Source organism: Faecalibacter macacae (assembly GCF_003687725.1).
Lineage (GTDB): Bacteria > Bacteroidota > Bacteroidia > Flavobacteriales > Weeksellaceae > Empedobacter > Empedobacter macacae.
The window spans coordinates 43,285-63,595 of the sequence record NZ_RDOJ01000013.1; the positions used below are offsets into that span (position 1 = coordinate 43,285).

Sequence of the window (20,311 nt, forward strand, 5' to 3'; positions counted from 1 at the left end):
CAAATAATAGTCGTTGAAAAATGGTAGACGTAATATGCTATTTAAAAATTTCATGTGATGCAAAGATATAAAGAACTTTTTAAGTTCTCAAAATTTAAAATTGATTAAGATTTTGCATTATTTCTTCTTCGCTTTTTTTCTCTGTTAGTAGATTTTAATAATTTGTATGTAGGATCTTTTAGTTTATTAATTAATACTTCTAAGTGATTTTCTTGTTTCTTTTTTGACATAATAATAGATTTTTTGTTTGATAGTTTTAAAGTTAATTCATTGATTTTAAATATAGTCTAAAACTATGTTAAAGTTATTATTTAATTCAATTCAAAATCCAATAAATTTGTAGGTATAAGTAATAGATAGATGGAACAACCAATTCAATTAACTTTCGGTAACTATGGGCATACACTGCATCATTGTCAAGTTTTTTCACCAGATAATCAGTGGATAGTTTATGATACGCGAAATGATGATACGCAGATAGGAACAACAACTCGTATAGAACGTGTAAATGTTGTTACGAAAGAGATTGAAGTTTTGTATGAAGTTGAGAATCCTAATGAATTTGGTCCTGGAGTCGGAGCTGTTACGTATTCGCCAACTGAAGACAAAGTTATCTTTATTCATGGATTAGATAATGCAACTAAGGATAAACCATACGGTATTGCGCGACGTTCTGCGGTAGCAATTGATGTATCTTTTCCAAATGTTCCAATTCATCTTGATGCAAGAAATGTAATAGAACCTTATACAAAAGGAGCTTTACGTGGAGGTACGCATTCACATTCCTGGCATCCTAACGGAGAATTAATAAGTTTTACATATAATGACGAGGTTTTAGCAGATCAGAATTTACCTAATGAACGTGCAGTTGGTGTAATGTTCCCACAAAAGGTTATAGTTTCCTCGAATAATTCAAAAGAGAATTTTTCTGGAGAAATGTTTAGTGTTATTATTTCTAAACTTGTTGAACGAGCTAAAAATGGATCAGATGAAATTGAAAAAGCGTTTGATGAATGTTGGTTAGGTAATAAACGTGAGTTAATTTTTCAAGGTTGGGTTAGAGATGATGATGGTAATCGTAAGACTGAAATTTTTCATGCTCTTTTACCTGAAGACTTAACAAAATCAGATAATGTAATATTAGAAGGAACAAAAACACAATTTCCAAGTGTTCCTAAAGGTGTTGTGATAAAGAGAGTAACTTATACACCAAAAGGGATTTCTACATTTAGGCATTGGTTAAGATCAGATTCAACCGGTGAGAATATCTATTTTTTGATGGAAGATGATAATTTATGCACTAATATTTTTGAATTAAACCTCAATTCCTATCAAATTCGTCAAGTTACATTTCATACTTCTTCTATATATTCACCAATTAATCTATCACCAGATGGACAATATTTAGTTTATTTCTGTGAAGATTTTCTATGTTATTCATCTATTAGTGATTCAAGTAATATAAAGGTTTTAGATGTTGATATTGCTTTAAGTGGAATCCCAAATTTTGATAAAAACGGTCAATTTATTTATTATAATAAATATGTTGAAGAAAAATCAGCTTCAAAATTTCTTCAAATTTTCAAAATTAAGGTATAAATATTCGATTTAAATGCGTTTTCTGAACGCATTTTTTTTGTCTTATTTAGATAAACTAACAAAAAAGGTTTTTTAAAGGCTTGAAGATGCTATAAATATTGCTTTAATTAATAATATTATACTTTTTTAATCAATAGTGTACAAAAAACACTTACTAACATTTGTAAGTTTCATTTTTTTGTATAATTTTAACACATTATCACAAATAAAAATGAGGAAAACACTAATTAATTTTTCACTGATAACTATGTTATTCAGTGGGCTAGAAGCTTATGCTCAAAATTTAACGACTTCCAATAACGATTCAATTGTTAAAATTGAAAAACCAGATTTAACAATTGGTAAAGATCAAAAAGTTGAGGTCAATTTTTACGGTTTTATTCGTAATGATATTTTCGCAGATTCAAGACAAAATATTGGAGCCGGTGAGAATGTTGTAATGCTTTATCCGAAAGATCGTCAATTGGATGCTAATGGACAGGATATTAATGCAACGGGTAAATTTCATATGTTATCAGTTATTTCTAGAGCTGGAGTTAATTTAAAAGGTCCTGAAATTATGGGAGCTAAATCTTCAGGTATCTTAGAAGGTGAATTTTTTGGTGCTACCGAAGGTGGTATTAACGAATTTCGTTTACGTCATGCGTATATCATGTTAGATTGGGAAAAAACGCAATTAGGAGTTGGTCAATATTGGCATCCATTTGTAGTTTTAGAAGCTTTACCTAATGTTGTTAATTACGGAACTGGAGCTCCAGTTTATGGTTTAAATAGAAATCCTCAAATTCGTTTAACACATAAGTTCACAGATAATGTAAAGGTTATTGCTGCAATTCATTCTCAAAGAGATTTTACACCAAATACAGATCCTTATCGTAACGGTGGTCCTGCAGCGCATTTACAACTGCAATATAAATCTGATAAGTTTGTTTTTGGTGGAGGTGTACAATATGAATCACTTAAACCAAAATTAGCAAGCGAAGGTTTAAAATCTACAGAAAGAGCAGAGAGTTTTTCTGCAACTGCTTACGCTAAAGTTATCACAAAACCAGTTACAATTACAGCTACAGGATACTTAATGCAAAACGCTTCAACATTTGTGCAATTAGGTGGATACGTAGGATATCAATTACCAGGACAGGTTGAAACGTATAAGCCAATTGATACTGAATCAGTTTGGTTAGATGTTCAACAAAATACGAAAGGAAAATGGGCTTTAGGTGCATTTGCAGGAGCAGTTTATAATCGCGGTGTAGATAATCCTGTGGAAGGAGCAGTGGCTACTTCTTATGGGGTTACAACTAATTGGGGTGCTTTATCTGCAACTCAAGGTGGTAGAACAGTAAATTACTTATATAAGGTTGCTCCACGTTTAGATTTTACTCCAAATAAGGCTTTAAAGCTACGTTTAGAGTTAGAACGTTCTTCTGCTCGTTGGGCTGATGCAACTAACAAAGCAATTGGATATGATAATAAGTTTTTAGCAACAAATTATCGTTTTCATTTAACAACAACATATAGTTTCTAATAATATTAAATCATTTAAAATATAATTACACACATGGAAGTATCTGCAAATTCTTCACAAATTGAAAAAAAGGAAAATAACATTTTACAGGTTATTATCGCTTCTTCAGTTGGTACACTTATCGAGTGGTACGATATGTTCTTAGCTATTATTTTAGCAGGAGTTTTATCTACACAATTATTTCCTAACGACGGATCTTCTCACTTTTTAGAGACTTTGGCTGTTGTTGTTTCATCATTTATGTTTCGCCCTATTGGATCATTAGTTTTTGGTAGTATTGGGGATAGAATTGGTCGTAAATATTCGTTCTTAGTTTCATTAATTATGATGGGGATTGCGACTTTTGGTATCGGTTTAATTCCAACTTTCGAATCTGTAGGTTGGTTTGCACCAGTTCTTTTATTAATCTGTCGTATTTTCCAAGGTTTAGCAATTTCTGGTGAGTATGCAGGTGCAGTTATTTACGTAGCTGAACACGCACCACAAGAAAAACGTGGACATTACACAGGTTTTATTCAAGCAACAGTTCCATTAGGTTTATTAATTTGTTTATTAGTAGTATATTTTACAAAAGCTGCTATGACAGAAGAAGCATTTAATTCTTTTGGATGGCGTATTCCTTTCTTATTTTCAGGGGTATTAGTTTTAATCAGCTACTTTATCCGTAAGAAGTTACACGAATCACCAGTTTTTGAACAGTTAAAGAAAGAAGGTAAAACGTCTAAGTCTCCAGTAAAAGATACTTTCACAACTCCAGGTAATATTAAAGTGATGTTAAAAGCTATCTTCGGTGGAAACGCAGCGCAATCTACAATTATGCAAACAACATTATTTGTTACGTTATTCTTTTTACAACGTGCTGTAATGTTACCTTATGAAACTGTATTAATAATTGTATTAATTGCAACATTATTCAGTTCATTCTTTTACCAATATTTCGGGTCTTTATCAGATAAAATTGGTCGTAAACCTGTAATGTTAGGGGGTATGATTTCTTCATTAATCTTAATACCTTTTTCATTCTACATGTACATGACTATTGGAAATCCAGAAGGGTTAAAAGAAATTCATGAAATTGGTACTCCAGCTATTTTAGCTATTGCAGGTATTAGTTTAATAACTTCTATCGCAGGAGCTGCTACTTACGGTCCACTTGGAGCATTTATGTTAGAAATTTTCCCAACAAAAATTCGTTATACAAGTATGGGATTTGCTCAGAATATGGGTAACGGATTTATCGGTGGTGCAACTACATTTGTAACAGAATTATTAAAAAGCACATTAATTGTATCGGCAGCAATGTCGCCTTATATTGGTTTAACGTATCCATTAATACTAATATTCATAGCAATTCTTGTTAACTATTTTACAGTTCCAGAAACTTATAAAACAGATTTAACAAAGGATTAAAAGATTCTTAAAGGCTCAAATTATTGAGCCTTTTTTTATTTGAACTAACAATCGTTTGTCTTAAAAAGAAAAATATTTAATATCTTCATCACCCAAACTGCAAACTACAAAAATGAATATAATCGAACTTACTATTCCTAAATTAGGGGAAAGTGTTTCAGAGGTTACTTTGTCTAAATGGCTAAAACAAGTTGGTGACTTTGTTAATTTAGATGAAATTATTGCTGAAGTTTCTACAGATAAAGTTGATTCTGATGTACCGTCAACTCACGCTGGTAAACTAATAGAGTTAAAATATGAAGAAGGAGATACAATTGCTATTGGCGAAGTCTTCGCTGTAATTGATATTTCTGATTCTAATTCAACAAATCAAATAAAAGAAGACGTACTTGTAGATATACCAGTGTCTGATATTCAAGTTACATCAACTCCTGTAAAAACTGATAAATTTCTTTCGCCTTTAGTTAAGCGAATCATTAAAGAAGAAAATCTTAATCTTGATGAGGTTTTACAAATTCAAGGTTCTGGTCATAATGGTCGTATTTCTAAAAATGATGTATTAAATTATATCAGTAATCCTTCAAAATCTAACGTAGCTCATCAACAAGTTATAGCATCTTCATCGCTTGGTGGAAATTCTGAAATCATTGAAATGGATAAGATGCGTCTGATGATTGCAAAGCACATGAAGAATAGTAAACAAACTTCTCCTCATGTCACTGCTTATGTAGAACCAGATGTTACTAATTTGGTAAAATGGCGCGAAGCGAATAAAGATAAATTTGAAGCGAAGTATAAACAAAAACTAACGTTTACACCAATCCTTGTAGATTGTGTTGTTCGTGCAATTAAAGATTTCCCTATGATTAATGTTTCTGTTGATGATACAGAGACCAAGATTATCAAACATAATGATATCAATATCGGAATTGCAACAGCATTACCAAATAATAATTTAATTGTTCCTGTCATTAAAAATGCTAATACTTTAAATCTTGAAGGTTTAGCAAAAGGCGTAAATACAATTGTAGATAAAGCACGTACAAATAAATTATCTCCTGATGATATTTCTGGTGGAACATTTACAATTTCCAATGTTGGTGTTTTTGGAAACTTAATGGGAACTCCAATTATTAATCAGCCTGAAGTTGCTATACTTGCGACTGGTGTAATTAAGAAAAAACCTGCTGTTTTAGAAACTGAATATGGTGATATAGTTGTTGTAAGACAATTTATGTATTTATCACTTTCTTTTGATCATCGTGTTGTTGATGGATCTCTTGGCGGTGTTTTCTTAAAACGCATCTCAGATTATATGGAAAATTGGGATATTAATCAATCCATTTAAAAACCACAAAATCATTAAAAAATGGAACTTCAAAAAAATAAAATTCATATTGATACAGTAAAAAAAGCTTTTAGATATTTAGTAACTGCTAAAACATTGGCTGAACTTTACGAAGATCAAAAACATATTACAGGTAAATACGTTCATGCAACTTCACGTGGACATGAAGTGATTCAGATAGCAACTGGACTTCATTTAACTGCGCAAGATTATTTAAGTGCATATTATCGTGATGATGCAATGCTTTTATCAATAGGAATTACACCTTACGAATTAATGCTTCAGTTATTAGCTAAGCGTGATGATATTTTTTCTGGTGGACGTACATATTATTCTCATCCAAGTTTAAAGCGAGAGGGTTTTCCTAAAATTCCTCATCAAAGTAGTGCAACGGGTATGCAAGCGATTCCGACAACTGGTATTGCGATGGGAATTCAGTATGCACAACAAACTGGACTTTTAGCAAATGAGAAACCTTTGGCTGTTTGTTCACTAGGAGATGCAAGTTGTACAGAAGGGGAAGTGTCTGAAGCTTTACAAATGGCTGTCCTTAAAAAATTGCCTATTTTATATTTGGTTCAAGATAATGAATGGGATATTTCTGCTTCCGCTGATGAAATTCGTGCTCAAGACATGACTCATTTTGCTAAAGGATTTAAAGGTCTTGAAACTTTTACTATAGATGGTACAGATTTCATTGAATCATATACTACTATTGAAAAAGCGTTTGATATCATTCGAAATGAAAATCGTCCAGTTTTAGTTCATGCAAAAGTTCCATTATTAAATCACCATACATCAGGTGTACGTAAAGAATGGTATCGTGATGATTTAGAAGAAGCACAATCTCGTGATCCTTACAATAAATTGAAAGAACTTTTATATGCGTATGATGTTGAGGTTACTGAAATTGATCAAATTGAAAAAGAGATTTATGATTTAGTTCAATCTGATTTTGAAAAAGCGTGTGCAGCTGAAGATCCAAAACCTGAAGATTTGTATTCGCATGTATTTGCTCCAACTCCTATAACAGAAGAAAAAGGAAATCGTACACCTGAAGGTAAAGATAAAACTGTTATGGTTGATTCAGCTCTTTTTGCTATTCGTGAATTAATGGCTAAACATCCAGAGGCCTTATTGTACGGACAAGATGTTGGATTACGTCTTGGTGGTGTATTTAGAGAAGCTGCAACATTAGCCAAACAATTTGGTCAAGAACGTGTGTTTAATACGCCAATTCAAGAAGCGTTTATTATTGGTTCTACAGTTGGTATGTCTGCTGTTGGTCTTAAACCAATTGTTGAGGTTCAGTTTGCAGATTATATTTGGCCAGGACTTAATCAATTGTTTACTGAAGTTGCTCGTTCTAATTATTTATCAAATGGACAATGGCCGGTTTCTATGATTCTTCGTGTACCTATTGGGGCTTATGGTAGTGGAGGACCTTATCATTCAAGTTCTGTCGAAAGTGTTTTAACTTCTATTAAAGGAATTAAAATTGCTTATCCATCAACAGGTGCTGATTTGAAAGGTTTGATGAAAGCTGCTTATTATGATCCGAATCCTGTAGTGATGCTTGAGCATAAAGGTTTGTATTGGTCTAAAATGAAAGGGACAGAGGATGCTGCAACTGTAGAACCAGATGAAGATTATGTACTTCCTTTTGGTAAAGCGCGTGTTGTTGATGAGGTTTCTCCATGTCAAGATAAAAACACGGTAACTATTATTACATATGGTATGGGTGTGTATTGGGCGAAAGAAGCAGCTAAGAATTTTGATAATCAAGTTGAAATTATTGATTTAAGAACTCTTGTTCCTTTAGATGAAACTTCTATTTATGATAGTGTAAAAAAACATAATCGTTGTATTGTTTTAACTGAAGAACAAGTATCTGGATCTTATGCTGAATCAATTGCTGGCCGAATTTCGAAAGAATGTTTTCAATTTTTAGATGCTCCCGTTGAGGTTTTAGGTGCTAAAGACATGCCTGCTATACCTTTAAATAGTGTTTTAGAGGCTGAAATGTTACCAAATTCGGAAAAATTAATCAGTGTAATTGATTCAATATTAAGGTATTAGCATATTTATTTGGTTGAGGTGTAAAAAAAAAATCAATTTTTACTAACAAATGTTAGTTTGTTTAATTTTTTTATTTAAATTTGGAATAACGTATTTTAAACACCACAACCAAAATATGATCTTTAACACAGAGATGGAATTGATGCCAATCGATAAATTGCGCACAGTTCAAAATGAAAGATTAGTAAGTACGCTGCAACGTGCTTATAATAACATTCCTTTTTACAAGGACTTATATGATCAAGCAGGAGTTAATCTTAGCGAGATTAAATCGGTAAACGATTTACATAAACTTCCATTTACGAAGAAAAATCATTTACGTGAAAACTACCCATTCGGGATGTTAGCTGTACCACAGACAGAGTTGTCACGTGTACACTGTTCTTCTGGTACTACAGGTAAACCTACAGTTGTAGCCTACACAAAGAATGATATTGAAGTTTTCTCTGAAGTTGTAGCTCGTTCATTAGCTGCAGCAGGTTGTAAGCCAGGTATGAAATTGCAAAATGCTTACGGGTATGGTCTTTTTACAGGAGGTATTGGTATCCACTACGGTGCTGAAAAATTAGGAATGGCTGTCGTTCCAATTTCAGGAGGTGGAACTGAGAAACAAATCATGTTACTAAAAGACTTTCAAGCGGAAGCTTTAACAGCAACTCCATCTTATGCTTTAACAATCGCAGAAGAGTTAAAGAAAAGAGGTGAAGATATTAGAGATTTTAATTTAAAAGTAGCTGTTTTAGGTGCTGAGCCATGGTCTGAAGCTTTACGTTCAGAAGTAGAGCAAGGATTAAATTTAAAAGCATCTAATATTTACGGTTTAAGTGAAATCATTGGGCCTGGAGTTTCAAATGAAGATTTTGAAGAGCAAGGAACAGGAAGTTACATTTGGGAAGACCACTTTTTCCCAGAAATCGTTGATAAAGTTACAGGTGAACCATTACCTTACGGTGAGCCAGGAGTTTTAGTTTTAACTTCATTAACAAAAGAAGCTATGCCAATGGTACGTTATTGGACTGGTGATATTACTACATTAACGTACGAACATTCAGAAAAAAGAACACATATCAAAATGGGTCCAATCATTGGTCGTGCAGATGATATGATGATTATTAGAGGTGTAAACTTCTTCCATACACAAGTTGCGGATATCTTACCAGATTTCCCTCAATTATCAGCAAATTATCAAGTTGTATTAACTCGTCCTAAAAATATGGATGCAGTTGAAGTTGGTATCGAAATTAATCCAAGCTACTTTAATCACTATGGTATTCCATTTGATGATTTAAACGGTGGAGCACCTGATGAGGTTAAGAAATTAATCTCTAACATTCAAAAGAAAATCAAAGACAATATTGGTTTAGGAATGGCGGTGAAATTATACCAAAATGGTTCATTACCTCAAAGTGATGGTGGTAAACTAAACCGTATTCTTGATAATCGATAGTTGAAAATTTATGGCGAAAAAGAGTAGGAAAGAACTAATTATTAACGAAGCTGCCATTATTTTTAAACAAAAAGGTTATTCTGCAACATCAATGCGAGAGTTAGCTGAAAAAGTTGGAATAGAAGCAGCCAGTCTTTATAATCATATTCGTTCTAAAGATGAAATTTTAGAAGAAATTTGTTTCAGTGTAGCTCACGAATACTTGTCTTTTATCACTGAAATTGAAGAAAGAGAATGTTCTTATACTGATAAACTTAAAGGGTTGATCGAATTACATATCAAATTGATTATCGAAAAACCAAACGAAGTGTCAGTTGCAAATAATGATTGGAAAAATCTTTCAGATCCTAAAAAGAAATTATACAAAGAAGTTCGTAAAGGATATGAAAACCGTATTGCAAATATTTTAACAAAAGGTATGCAAACGGGTGAGTTTAAACAATTACATGTTTCAGTTGCTCTTTTCACCTTATTATCATCTTTACGTTGGATTGAATTATGGTATCGTCCTGGACGTGATGTTACGGCAGACGAATTAAAACATGATTTAACAACGTTTTTAGTACACGGATTAAAAAATTAAGCTTAAAGTAATGGCAATCAATTTTCATAAATTAACAGTAAAGCAAGTCGTACGCGAAACTCCAGAATGTGTTTCTGTTGTATTAGATGTGCCTACTGAATTACAAAACGAATTTAAATTTAAACAAGGTCAATACCTTACGTTTAAAGACATTAAAAACGACGAAGAAATTAGACGTTCTTACTCAATTTGTTCTTGCCCAACTGAAGGCGAATTAAGAGTAGCAGTTAAAAAGATTCAAAATGGAGTTTTTTCAACTTATGTAAATGATACTTTACAGCCAGGAGATACATTAGATGTAATGACTCCTCAAGGTACTTTTTATACAGAAGTTGAAGATTCAAACGAAAAATTATATGTAGGAATTGTAGCAGGATCAGGGATTACACCAGTAATGTCTATCATGAAAGCAGTTCTTAACACAGAGCCTAATAGCAAATTTGTGCTATTATATGGTAACCGTAACAAAGGTAACATCATCTTTAAAGAAGAGATTGAAGCGTTAAAAAACAAGCACATGGAGCGTTTAAGTGTATACAACATCTTAAGTCGTGAAATTGCTGATGCTGAAATTTTAAGTGGACGTATCGATCGTGAGAAAATTGATTATTTCTTACAAAACATTATCGATCCTAAACAAGTAGATGAAGTATTCTTATGCGGTCCAGAAGAAATGATTTTAAGCGGTCGTGATTCTTTTGTTGAAGCAGGTGTAGATAAAAAGAAAGTTCATTTCGAATTATTCTACAGTGCAGCAGCAGAAGCGAAAAAGGTTGAACACCAAAATGCAGTAACAGATTCTGATGATACGATGAGTAAGTTAACAATCAAATTAGATGCTTCGGCTTTAATGATTGATTTAGGTTACCACGGTGAGACAATCTTAGATGCAGCTTTAAAAAATGGTGCCGATTTACCTTATGCTTGTAAAGGTGGTGTTTGTGCCACTTGTAAGTGTAAAGTAGAAAAAGGTGAGGTACACATGGATATCAATTACTCATTAGAACCAGACGAAGTAGAAGCAGGATTTGTATTATCATGTCAAGCGCATCCACGTTCTGAAGAAGTAGTAGTAAATTTTGATATCAAGTAATTTATTCAACTGAAAAAAAGAAAAAGCTATGAGCGCTAAAGAAATTGACTTACAACAAGTTTTCGATAATAAAATCGAAAACGAGGTTCGTATCGAACCAAAAGATTGGATGCCAGAAGCATACCGTAAAACATTAATTAGACAAATCTCTCAACATGCTCACTCAGAAATTGTAGGGATGTTACCAGAAGCGAACTGGATCACAAGAGCTCCTTCTTTAAATAGAAAGAAAATCTTGTTAGCTAAAGTTCAAGACGAAGCTGGTCACGGATTATACTTATACTGCGCAGCAGAAACGTTAGGAGTTTCACGTATTCAAACGTTAAATGACTTACATTCTGGTAAAGCAAAATACTCTTCAATCTTCAATTATCCTGTTCTTACTTGGGCAGATATAGGTATGATTGGATGGTTAGTTGACGGAGCAGCGATTTTAAATCAAGTTCCATTATGTCGTACTTCTTACGGACCTTACGCTCGTGCAATGGTTCGTGTTTGTAAAGAAGAATCTTTCCACCAAAGACAAGGGTACGAATCTTTAGTGGTGTTATCTCGTGGTTCTGAAGAGCAAAAAGCTATGATGCAAGATGCAATGAACCGTTGGTGGTGGCCTACATTAATGATGTTTGGACCAAAAGATGAAGAATCTTCTAACTCTGAACTATCAATGAAATGGAGAATTAAACGTTTCTCTAATGACGAATTACGTCAACGTTTCGTAGATATCACAGTTCATCAAGCTGAATATTTAGGATTAACTATTCCTGATCCAGATTTAAAATGGAACGAAGAAAGAGGACATTACGATTTCGGAGAAATTGATTGGGAAGAATTCTGGAATGTGGTAAAAGGAAACGGAAAATGTAACAAACAACGTTTAGATGCTCGTCGTAAAGCACATGAAAATGGTGCTTGGGTACGTGATGCTGCAACAGCATACCAAGAAAAGAGAAAACAAAGAGAATTAAATCAAGAACAACGCAAAAACGCATAAAATAAAATGGAAAATAGAGATTGGCCTTTATGGGAAGTATTCATTAGAAGTAGACAAGGATTAGATCACAAACACGTAGGTAGTTTACATGCTGCTGACGAGAAAATGGCATTAGAAAATGCTCGTGACGTTTATACTCGTCGTATGGAAGGTGTTAGTATTTGGGTTGTTGAATCTTCTAATATTCATGCTTCTAATCCAGACGAAGCTGATCAATTCTTTGATCCAGCTGAAGATAAAGTTTACCGTCATCCAACTTTTTATGACGTACCAGAAGAAATTAAAAACATGTAATTTATGACTGCAACAGTTTATCAAAACAATCAAAATTACATAGATTTTATCTTGCATTTAGCAGATACAAATTTAATTTTAGGACAGCGTCTTGGAGAATTATGTGGGCATGGACCAATTTTAGAACAAGATATTGCGGTAACTAATATAGCTTTAGATTTATTAGGGCAAACATCTAATTATTATGAGTATGCGGCTGAAATGATTGGAAATGGTGCTACAGAAGATACGTTAGCGATGTTACGTGAAGAGCGTGAGTACAAAAACTTATTGTTAGTAGAGCAACCAAACGGTCACTTCGGAAATACAGTTGCACGCCAGTTCTTCTACGATACGTACCATGTAATGTTATTAGAGCAGTTGTTAAAAGTTAAAGATTTAAAATTACAATCTATTGCTGAAAAATCATTGAAAGAAGTAAAATACCACGCAAAATGGTCTTCTGAATGGATGATTCGTTTAGGTGATGGAACACAAGAATCTCACGATAAAATCCAAGAAGCTGTGAATGATATTTTACCTTATGTTAATGAGGCTTTCATTCCTGCATCTTACCAAAAAGTATTAATCGAAGAAGGTTTAATTGCTGATGTTGCTGAATTTAAAGCAGCATGGTTAGCTAAAGTAAACGAAATCTTAGAAGAAGCTACTTTAACTGCTGATGTAGAAAATGCATTCGCACAAAAAGGAGGTAAAGAAGGTGTTCATACAGAGCACTTAGGATATATATTAACAGATTTGCAATACATGCAAAGAACTTATCCAAACTTACAATGGTAACAGAAAAAGAAATTTGGCAATGGTTGGAGGAAGTTCCTGATCCTGAAATTCCAGTGATTAGTGTTCTTGATTTAGGAGTCGTTCGTAAAATTGAAATTTTAGAAGACCAAAAGGTGAATGTTACCATTACACCAACCTATTCAGGATGTCCTGCAATGAGTGCAATTTCAATTTCAATCCGTCTAAAGTTAATAGAAAAAGGATTAAAAAATATCAATGTCATCAATCAGTTAAGTCCTTCTTGGACGACTGATTGGATGACTGAAGAAGGAAAACAAAAAATGAAGGCGTACGGAATTGCGCCTCCCACAAAAAATCCTTCTACAGACGCACTTTTCTCTGATGAGCAAAATATCGAATGTCCACAATGTGGTTCACAAGACACGCGTCTAATCAGTCAATTCGGTTCGACTGCCTGCAAAGCGATGTATCAATGTAATGATTGTCACGAACCGTTTGATTATTTCAAATGTCATCACTAAAATAATTATGGAAAATTCAACATCAATCCTATACACACAAGAGGGAGGAATTGCTACGATTACGTTGAATCGTCCTTCTGTTTTTAATAGTTTTAATCACGAAATGATTAAATCACTTCAACATCATTTAGATGTTGCAGCCCAAGATGCCTCAGTACGTGCAGTTGTTTTAACTGCCTCTGGAAAAGCATTCTGCGCTGGTCAAGATTTAGGCGAAGTTTTAGAAGAAAAAGATATCGACTTCAATAAAATCGTAAACGAAAACTACAATCCATTAGTTCTAAAAATTAGAAATATGGAGAAACCAGTTATTGCTGCTGTTAACGGTGTTGCTGCTGGTGCTGGAGCAAATTTAGCTTTAGCTTGTGATATTGTTGTAGCAAAAGAATCTGCAAATTTTATTCAAGCATTCTCTAAAATTGGTTTAATCCCAGATTGTGGAGGAACTTATTTTTTACCTCGTTTAATTGGTTTTCAAAGAGCTTCTGCATTAATGATGTTAGCGGACAAAGTTCCAGCTTCTCAAGCAAAAGAAATCGGAATGATTTACGATTATTTTGCTGATGATGAATTTGATGCAAACGTTGCAAAATTGGCTGATAAACTAGCAAATTTACCAACGAAAGGTTTGGCTTACACAAAGAAATTATTGAACCAAACGTTTCAAAATTCAATTGAAGAACAATTAATACAAGAAGGATTTTTTCAGGATAAATCAGGAAACACTGCCGATTACAAAGAAGGTGTTGATGCATTCTTAGAAAAAAGAAATCCAGTTTTCAAAGGCGAGTAAAAAATGAAAAAAATAGGAATTATTGGTGGTGGAGCAATGGGATCCGGAATTGCGCAAGTTTTTGCACAAGCAGGTCATCCAGTTGTTTTATATGACACAAATCAAGACGCTTTAGATCGTTCAAAACAAAACTTAGCGAAGACTTTTGAGAAGTTAGTAGCGAAAGAAAAATATACAGCTGAAAAAGCACAAGAAATTCAAGATGCTATAGAATATGCATCAAATTTAGAAGCTTTTGCTTCAATTGATTTAATGATCGAAGCAATTATTGAAAACTTAGATATTAAAAAATCTGTTTTCAAACAAGTGGGAGAAATCGTTTCTGAAAACTGTATTTTAGCTTCAAACACTTCATCTTTATCAATCGCATCAATTGCATCAGCTTGTACTAATCCAGAACGTGTTATTGGAATTCACTTTTTCAATCCTGCGCCATTAATGGCTTTGGTAGAAATTATTCCAGCAGTGCAAACACGCGAAGGTTTAGCTGAAGAAATTAAAGCATTAATACAATCTGTTGGTAAATTACCTGTAATCACAAAAGATACACCTGGATTTATTGTAAACCGCGTGGCTCGTCCATTTTACAGTGAATCTATTCGTATTTTAGAAGAAGGTGTTGCAGATGCAGAAACAATTGATTTTGCGATGACTTCTTTAGGAGGTTTCCGTATGGGACCATTTGAGTTAATGGATTTTATTGGACATGATGTAAATTATCGTGTAACAGAATCGGTTTTTGAATCATTCTTTTATGATCCTCGTTTTAAACCATCTTTCTCTCAAAAACGTTTATTTGAAGCAGGATATTACGGACGTAAATCTGGTCGTGGATTTTATAACTACGCTGAAGGTGTAGAGAAAAAAGCACCGAATCAAGATCAAGCTTTATTAGAAAAAATCTATAAACGTGTTTTAGTAATGTTAATTAACGAAGCTGCAGATGCTTTATTCTTGAACATTGCCAATCGCGAGGATTTAGATACAGCGATGACGAAAGGTGTTAACTATCCGAAAGGATTATTAAAATGGGCAGATGAATACGGAATTGAAAACGTACAAAATGATTTAGATGAATTATATAATCATTACCACGAAGATCGTTACCGTTTGAGCCCTATTATCCGTAATATGGTGAAAGAAAACAAAACATTCTACTAAATATTATCAAAACCAGAACTTAAAATCACACAAAAATGGAACCACAAAGATTATTACATGCAATGACAGCTAACGATAAATTTAGCGAATGGTTAGGTTTAGAAGTTCTTGAAGTAAGAGAAGGATACGCAAAATTACAAGCTAAAATTCGTCCAGAAATGATGAATGGCGTTGGCTCAGTTCACGGAGGTGTAACTTTTTCAATGGCTGATTCTGCTTTTGCTTTTTCTTGTAATATGTACAATAATATTTCTGTAGCCTTAGATGTTCATATTTCTTTTACGAAAGCTGGACGCGATGGAGATGTATTTACTATTGAATCTCAAGAAGTTTCTACAACTAAAAAAACAGGTATTTACGATATCAAAGTTACAAATCAAAACAACGAGTTAATTGCTTTATTTAAAGGAACTTGCTTTAGAACAGGTAAACCTTTGATTGAAGAATAATTTTCAGTTAAATGTTATGGGTTTTGAGTTCTGAGAATCAACTCAAAACTTAAAACTCAAAACTCAAAACTAAGTATAAAATGAACCAAACATATATTATTGATGGAGTTAGAACTCCAATCGGAAAATTAAAAGGAGGATTATCAGCTGTTCGTCCAGATGATATGGGAGCTATGGTAATTGCAGAATTATTAAAGAGAAATCCATCAATCGATCCAGCTGTATTTTATGATGTAATCTTCGGAAATGCAAACCAAGCAGGTGAGGATAACCGTAACATTGCACGTATGTCGGCTTTATTATCTGGTTTACCATACACTGTGCCAGGTGAAACAGTAAACCGTTTATGTGCTTCTGGTTTATCTGCTGCAATTGCTGCTTCAAGAGCAATTCAGGTTGGTGATGCTCAATTAATGATTTCTGGTGGAGCTGAATCGATGACTCGAGCGCCTTTGGTAGTTTCAAAATCGGCTTCTCCTTTTGGTGGTGATGCACAGATTTACGATTCAACTTTCGGTTGGCGTTTTATCAATCCAAAAATGAAAGAAATGTGGGGCGTTGATGGAATGGGAAATACAGCAGAAAACTTAGCGGAACGTGATAATATTTCACGTGAAGATCAAGATTTATTCGCTGTTTGGTCTCAACAAAAAACGGCAGCTGCTCAAGCAAATGGTCGTTTAGCAAAAGAAATTGTTGCAGTTGAAATTCCACAACGTAAAGGAAATCCAATCATTTTTGATACTGATGAATTTCCTAAAAACGATACAACATTAGAAATTTTATCAAAATTACGTCCAGCATTTAAAGCAGATGGAACTGTTACTGCAGGTAATGCTTCAGGTTTAAATGATGGTGCGTCAGCAAATATCTTAGCTTCAGAACAAGCAATTAAAGATTTTGGATTAACGCCAATGGCAAGAATTGTTTCTTCTGGTGTTGCAGGTGTTGAGCCTCGTGTCATGGGAATCGGACCAGTTAATGCTTCTAAAATTGCTTTAGAAAAAGCTGGTTTAACAATGAATGATATTGATGTGATTGAATTAAACGAAGCTTTTGCGGCTCAAGCTTTGGCTTGTACTCGTGCTTTTGGTTTAGCTGATAATGATCCTCGTATTAATCCAAATGGTGGAGCGATTGCTTTAGGTCATCCACTTGGAATGTCAGGTTCTCGTATCTTAAATTCTGCAGCTTACGAATTACAAGCTACAGGAAAACGTTATGCATTAGTAACAATGTGTATTGGTTTAGGACAAGGATACGCAGTAGTAATTGAAAGAGCATAAAATTGATGTTAGTATTGAGAGGTTAGATTTTAGAGTCTAATGTCATCCAGAATTTATTTCAGGATCTCATAAACTTGATGTGATGATGAAACAAGTTCAACATGACTTTTAGAATTCCTCAAATCTCAATACTAATTTCTCAAATTTAAAGAATATGATTTACGAATTTAAAGGTTATAAACCAGTAGTTCATCCAACCGCTTTTATTCATCCACAAGCAGTTGTTACAGGAAATGTGATTATCGGTAAAGATGTTTACATCGGACCTGGATGTGCTTTACGTGGTGATTGGGGACAAATCATAATTGAAGATAATTGTAATGTACAAGAAAATTGTACCATTCATATGTTTCCAGGAACGACGGTTCGTTTAAAAGAAAAAGCGCATATTGGTCACGGAGCAATTATTCATGGAGCTACAATTGGTCGCAATTGCATGGTCGGAATGAATGCTGTTGTAATGGATAATGTAATTATTGAGGACGAATGTATAGTAGGTGCTTTGGCTTTTGTAAAAGCAGATACACATATTCCAACTCGTAGCGTTGTCGTTGGTAATCCTGCAAAAATCGTAAAACAAGTATCAGATCAAATGATCGAATGGAAGGATCAAGGAACACAACAATATATGCAATTGCCAAGCGATTGCCATGATAGTTTAAAACCTTGTGAACCATTAACTGAAGTTCCGGATTATTATTACGAGTCGATGGCGAATAACTATAAGACTTGGAACGAAACGAAATAAACGTATTACGTTGTAGGTTTTAATTAGTACATCATCCTGAACTTGTTTCAGGATCACATCAATAGAGTGAGATTCTGAGATAAACTCAGAATGACAAAAACTAATAACTTACTACTTATAACATAAAACTTTAAAAAACACAAACAACATAAAAAATGGCTAAACAATTAGGAAATTATGCTTTAGGACAATGGACTAACGGTTCGTCTGAAGGGCAAATGTTATATAACGCGATTACGGGTGACGAAATTGCAACTGCATCATCAGCTGGTTTAGACTTTGGCGCGATGATGGATTATGCACGTACAGTTGGAGGTCCAACTTTACGTAAAATGACTTTCCAAGAAAGAGGATTAATGTTGAAAAAATTAGCATTATATTTAATGGAAAGAAAAGAAGAATTCTACACAGTTTCTTGGGCAACTGGAGCAACACGTGCAGATTCATGGGTTGATATCGAAGGAGGAATTGGTAACTTATTTGCAAATGCATCGTTACGTCGTCAGTTCGGAGATCAACCATATTACGTTGAAGGAGAAACACACAAAATCTCTAAAAACGGAACATTCTTAGGAACACATATTTTAACACCAAAACGTGGTGTTGCTATTCATATCAATGCATTTAACTTCCCAGTTTGGGGAATGTTAGAAAAAATTGCAGTTAACTTTTTAGCGGGAGTTCCTGCAATTGTTAAACCTGCAACAATCACATCTTTCTTAACTGAAACAGTTGTTCGTGCGATTATCGAATCAGGTATTTTACCAGAAGGAGCATTACAATTGATTTCAGGTTCAGCAAACGGAATCTTAGATTATGTAGAATCTGAAGATGTTGTAACATTTACAGGTTCAGCTTCAACAGGACAAATGTTAAAATCTCATCCAAGAATTGCTTCCGAAGGAGTTCCATTTAACTTGGAAGCAGATTCATTAAATGCTTGTGTATTAGGTGAAGATGTACAAGTTGGTTCTCCAGAATTTGATATTTTTATCAAAGAGGTTACACGTGAGATGACGACTAAAGCGGGTCAGAAATGTACTGCAGTACGTCGTGCATTAGTTCCTTCTCATTTAGTAGAAGATGTTCAAATTGCTTTAGGACAGCGTTTAGCTACAACTACAATTGGAGATCCAAATGTAGAAGGTGTTCGAATGGGAGCTTTAGCTGGTGCAGCACAAGTAAAAGAAGTGCGTGAGAAAGTTGAAGAATTAGCTAAATCGCAAGAAATCATTTTCGGAAACTTAGATAATTTCGAAGTAAAAGGTGCGGATAAAAACAAAGGTTCTTTCATTTCTCCAATTTTATTCTTAAACAACGATCCATTCAATAAAACGGATGTTCATAACATCGAAGCATTTGGACCAGTTTCTACAATTATTCCTTACAACGGAACGGCAGAAGCGGTTGAATTAGTTCGTATGGGTAAAGGATCTTTAGTTTGTTCTATCGTAACAGCAGATAATGATGTAGCGACAGAATTCGTATTAAACGCAGGTTCATTACACGGACGTATCGTAATTTTAGATGCAGAGTGTATTAAAGAATCTACAGGACACGGTTCACCATTACCATTATTAGTTCACGGTGGTCCAGGTCGTGCCGGAGGTGGAGAAGAAATGGGAGGTAAACGAGGTGTATTACACTATATGCAACGTACAGCTTTACAAGGTTCGCCAAATAAATTAACAGCTGTTACTCAACAATATCAATACGGTGCAGATTACATTGAAGAAGATAAACATCCATTCGCAAAACACTTCGAAGAAGTAAAAATTGGTGATACGTTAATTACAGCGAAACATACAATTCAACAATCAGATATCAATGCTTTTGCGGCTTTATCTGGAGATAATTTCTATGCTCACGTTGATGCAACTTCATTAGAAGGAACAATTTTCGAAAGAAACGTTGCACACGGATATTATTTATTATCAAAAGCTGCAGGATTATTCGTTTTAGCGAAAAAAGGACCTGTTTTATTAAACTACGGTTTAGATGAATGTCGTTTCGTTAAACCAGTTTATCCAGGTTCTACAATTGGAGTTCGTTTTACTTGTAAAGAGAAAATCGATCAAGAGAAAAAAGACGAAAACGATATCGCAAAAGGTATTGTTCGTTGGTTAGTAGATATCTACGATGAAACTGGAGAAACAGTTGGTATTGCAACAATTTTAACAATGGTTAAAAAATTAAATCAAGACTAATTTTATTAATTATTTAATGTGATAATTCGT

The 20,311-nt window shown here is 33.9% G+C and carries 19 protein-coding genes; 18 read left to right on the forward strand and 1 reads right to left on the reverse strand.

Going from position 1 to position 20,311, the window contains the following annotated elements; genetic code table 11:
• Positions 1–104 precede the first annotated feature (104 nt).
• Entirely contained in the window at positions 105–230 is a 126-nt protein-coding gene (locus EAH69_RS14065; protein WP_262602243.1) for a hypothetical protein, read from the reverse strand.
• Between the two features lie 130 nt (positions 231–360).
• On the opposite strand from EAH69_RS14065, the gene EAH69_RS09935 reads away from it, so the two are divergent.
• The 18 genes from EAH69_RS09935 to paaZ all read left to right on the forward strand — a co-directional run bounded on the left by EAH69_RS09935 (position 361) and on the right by paaZ (position 20,281).
• On the forward strand, positions 361–1,599 hold the full coding sequence (locus tag EAH69_RS09935) for a DUF3748 domain-containing protein (protein WP_121935053.1): 1,239 nt from the start codon (positions 361–363) through the stop codon (positions 1,597–1,599).
• Positions 1,600–1,810: 211 nt separating this feature from the next.
• Positions 1,811–3,127 carry a DcaP family trimeric outer membrane transporter gene (locus EAH69_RS09940; RefSeq protein WP_121935054.1) on the forward strand — a complete coding sequence of 439 codons (1,317 nt, stop codon included), beginning with the start codon at positions 1,811–1,813 and terminating at the stop codon, positions 3,125–3,127.
• Between the two features lie 33 nt (positions 3,128–3,160).
• Positions 3,161–4,537: an MFS transporter gene (locus tag EAH69_RS09945; protein WP_121935055.1), complete on the forward strand. Its 1,377-nt coding sequence runs from the start codon at positions 3,161–3,163 to the stop codon at positions 4,535–4,537.
• A 112-nt stretch (positions 4,538–4,649) separates the two neighbouring features.
• The gene (locus EAH69_RS09950) at positions 4,650–5,885 is read left to right on the forward strand and encodes a dihydrolipoamide acetyltransferase family protein (RefSeq protein ID WP_121935056.1); all 1,236 of its coding nucleotides are present in this window, start codon (positions 4,650–4,652) and stop codon (positions 5,883–5,885) included.
• 21 nt (positions 5,886–5,906) lie between these two features.
• Positions 5,907–7,964, forward strand: a complete 2,058-nt coding sequence (locus EAH69_RS09955) for an alpha-ketoacid dehydrogenase subunit alpha/beta (RefSeq protein WP_121935057.1) — start codon at positions 5,907–5,909, stop codon at positions 7,962–7,964.
• Between the two features lie 115 nt (positions 7,965–8,079).
• Positions 8,080–9,411 carry a phenylacetate--CoA ligase family protein gene (locus EAH69_RS09960; protein ID WP_121935090.1) on the forward strand — a complete coding sequence of 444 codons (1,332 nt, stop codon included), beginning with the start codon at positions 8,080–8,082 and terminating at the stop codon, positions 9,409–9,411.
• Between the two features lie 10 nt (positions 9,412–9,421).
• Positions 9,422–9,994: a TetR/AcrR family transcriptional regulator gene (locus EAH69_RS09965; protein ID WP_121935058.1), complete on the forward strand. Its 573-nt coding sequence runs from the start codon at positions 9,422–9,424 to the stop codon at positions 9,992–9,994.
• Positions 9,995–10,004: 10 nt separating this feature from the next.
• Complete coding sequence (gene paaE / locus EAH69_RS09970) at positions 10,005–11,087, forward strand: 1,2-phenylacetyl-CoA epoxidase subunit PaaE (RefSeq protein WP_121935059.1); 1,083 nt, start codon at positions 10,005–10,007, stop codon at positions 11,085–11,087.
• A gap of 28 nt (positions 11,088–11,115) precedes the next feature.
• Positions 11,116–12,081: a 1,2-phenylacetyl-CoA epoxidase subunit PaaA gene (gene paaA, locus EAH69_RS09975; RefSeq protein WP_121935060.1), complete on the forward strand. Its 966-nt coding sequence runs from the start codon at positions 11,116–11,118 to the stop codon at positions 12,079–12,081.
• 6 nt (positions 12,082–12,087) lie between these two features.
• Positions 12,088–12,375, forward strand: a complete 288-nt coding sequence (gene paaB / locus EAH69_RS09980; RefSeq protein ID WP_121935061.1) for a 1,2-phenylacetyl-CoA epoxidase subunit PaaB — start codon at positions 12,088–12,090, stop codon at positions 12,373–12,375.
• A gap of 3 nt (positions 12,376–12,378) precedes the next feature.
• Complete coding sequence (gene paaC, locus EAH69_RS09985) at positions 12,379–13,155, forward strand: 1,2-phenylacetyl-CoA epoxidase subunit PaaC (RefSeq protein WP_121935062.1); 777 nt, start codon at positions 12,379–12,381, stop codon at positions 13,153–13,155.
• Positions 13,149–13,637, forward strand: coding sequence for a 1,2-phenylacetyl-CoA epoxidase subunit PaaD (gene paaD / locus EAH69_RS09990; protein WP_121935063.1), 489 nt, complete (start codon positions 13,149–13,151; stop codon positions 13,635–13,637). Before paaC ends, paaD begins: the two co-directional genes overlap by 7 nt.
• A gap of 7 nt (positions 13,638–13,644) precedes the next feature.
• Entirely contained in the window at positions 13,645–14,430 is a 786-nt protein-coding gene (locus tag EAH69_RS09995) for an enoyl-CoA hydratase-related protein (protein WP_121935064.1), read from the forward strand.
• A 3-nt stretch (positions 14,431–14,433) separates the two neighbouring features.
• Positions 14,434–15,591 (forward strand): 3-hydroxyacyl-CoA dehydrogenase NAD-binding domain-containing protein, encoded by a 1,158-nt coding sequence (locus EAH69_RS10000; RefSeq protein ID WP_121935065.1) that lies wholly within the window; start codon positions 14,434–14,436, stop codon positions 15,589–15,591.
• A 35-nt stretch (positions 15,592–15,626) separates the two neighbouring features.
• Entirely contained in the window at positions 15,627–16,040 is a 414-nt protein-coding gene (gene paaI / locus EAH69_RS10005; protein WP_121935066.1) for a hydroxyphenylacetyl-CoA thioesterase PaaI, read from the forward strand.
• Positions 16,041–16,120: 80 nt separating this feature from the next.
• Entirely contained in the window at positions 16,121–17,326 is a 1,206-nt protein-coding gene (gene pcaF, locus EAH69_RS10010; protein WP_121935067.1) for a 3-oxoadipyl-CoA thiolase, read from the forward strand.
• A gap of 154 nt (positions 17,327–17,480) precedes the next feature.
• Positions 17,481–18,074, forward strand: a complete 594-nt coding sequence (locus EAH69_RS10015) for an acyltransferase (RefSeq protein WP_121935068.1) — start codon at positions 17,481–17,483, stop codon at positions 18,072–18,074.
• A 155-nt stretch (positions 18,075–18,229) separates the two neighbouring features.
• Positions 18,230–20,281, forward strand: coding sequence for a phenylacetic acid degradation bifunctional protein PaaZ (gene paaZ, locus EAH69_RS10020; RefSeq protein ID WP_121935069.1), 2,052 nt, complete (start codon positions 18,230–18,232; stop codon positions 20,279–20,281).
• The last annotated feature ends 30 nt before the right edge of the window (positions 20,282–20,311 follow it).